The organism is Pseudochrobactrum lubricantis, assembly GCF_041929865.1.
GTDB lineage: Bacteria > Pseudomonadota > Alphaproteobacteria > Rhizobiales > Rhizobiaceae > Pseudochrobactrum > Pseudochrobactrum saccharolyticum.
Map to the genome: position 1 here is coordinate 1 of NZ_JBHEEE010000037.1, position 1,665 is coordinate 1,665.

General features: G+C 50.9%; 1 protein-coding gene. It reads right to left on the reverse strand.

Annotation, left to right across the window (positions count from 1 at the left end; genetic code table 11):
• Positions 1–229 precede the first annotated feature (229 nt).
• Positions 230–805, reverse strand: coding sequence for a GNAT family N-acetyltransferase (locus tag JNC80_RS19885; RefSeq protein ID WP_376711407.1), 576 nt, complete (start codon positions 803–805; stop codon positions 230–232).
• Positions 806–1,665 lie beyond the last annotated feature (860 nt).

Here is a 1,665-nt window from a genome sequence, read left to right on the forward strand (position 1 = left end):
CGTAAAAACAGTCCAAGTTTTCGTCCGCACTCCCCCCTAAAAAGGGGTCCCGTTTGAATGCCGATAACCCCTAAAACAGGGTCCTTATTCCACGCCTAATCACATTCTAATTGGTTCGTTCAATTCATTGGCTGCCAGCGACACCGTCATTGGACTTGGCTCAATAGATCGATACAGAGCACGGCGCCGCTAGCCGTAACTTTCGCTACCTCTGGGGAGTTGGCCACTTTTACTTAAGGGAAACCCGATGTTTACGGATATGCCGTTCGCTTGCTTCCCTGAGAGAAGGCCAGCTCTCGCGCTTGAATACGAATAGCTGATCCAATTCTGTTTCCCCAACCCTAATGGCCCCGGTGCGGAGGTGAAACCTGCATACTTTTTCATTCTCCTTGCGGACATCGAAATGGGATTGCTCGAAACCGAGTACATCAAATCCCAGTTCATAAATCAGCGCGGCTGTGTACGGTGCGAGGCTAATTGGAGCCGGTTGCTTTATGATCCAGCTACCCCAGCAAAATGACCCTGAGTTTTCCTGGAAATCGTACATCCGAACAACGCCGCAATCCGCTCCGTCGGAATGTATAACGAAGTAGTATTCGCTTCCTGCGGCTTCACGTTGTTTGTAGTTCTCAATCCAGGCTTTCTGAGCTTCAACCTCTGGCGAGGACTTAGATAGATGGCGGTTCAGGCGTGGGTCAGCTCGTAGCTCACAGATGAACGCCGCGTCGTCGGGTTCGACTAGCCGTAGATGTGAGCGAAACGTGTTGTCTAATGCCAATGGGCGAGACAGTATCCCTGTAGTCATAATGCGTCCTTACCAAATTATATGCTTCTCAAGCAGAGGCTGTGCTTGTGGCTGTGGGGTGCCGCTAGTGAAATAGAGTGAGCGTCACGCTGCGAGCCAAAGAGAACGAGGTCGCACGATTGTAGGACCACACCGCATAAACTGGATTAAGTTTGATGCGTCCCAAGAATGGTACGTGAAAAGACATTGAAATACCCACCCAGACCGCGACCACGGTAGTGGTGTCACCGCGGGTCCGCCGACCATGATCGGTAGCATAATTGATGTGCGCGAGAAAGGGCAAGCTGAATTGTTACCTTCGTGTAACGGCAGCGTGAGGGAGATGGTTGCCGCAACTTTTAGCGGCCCAGTATCATGAAAAGAGAAGTAGCAGCAGCCAACCCCCTCGAATGTGGCCTGCTTGCAGCGCCGTTACCTCTTGCGCCACACCACATAGAAATGCCCTAGCTTTAGCACTGGCACTTGTCTGGCCTGCTCATCCCTGCGCAGGTGGCGATGGCTTTGATCTTGAGGATGTCGCCCGGCAGCCTGATATTGATTGGAAGCTTCATTTAGTCCCCCCGAACTTTCTAAGAGCTTATCGTTGCAATGTAATGGTTGGAATAAAATATCACACACTTTACTCAATAAACTGTTGCCATATGACCTTGCGCTCTCTGCCAAACGATTTTGCGCGCTACAATAATGTAGTGCGCTACTCCATCGATGGGGGCGAGGCTATGAAATAGAGATACTCAATTCGTTAGGTAATTGTTTTGCTGTCCAGAAGCTAACGCCGATCTGTCCAGAAGCTGCCGCCGCGCCGCACCATGCGTCATGATTGTTGGGGGGGGCGGATAAAAACTTGGACTGGTTTTACA

What these genes read in the sequence shown, in the direction of transcription:
- JNC80_RS19885 (WP_376711407.1), bottom strand. Translation starts at nt 805, where the DNA reads ATGACTACAGGGATACTGTCTCGCCCATTGGCATTAGACAACACGTTT.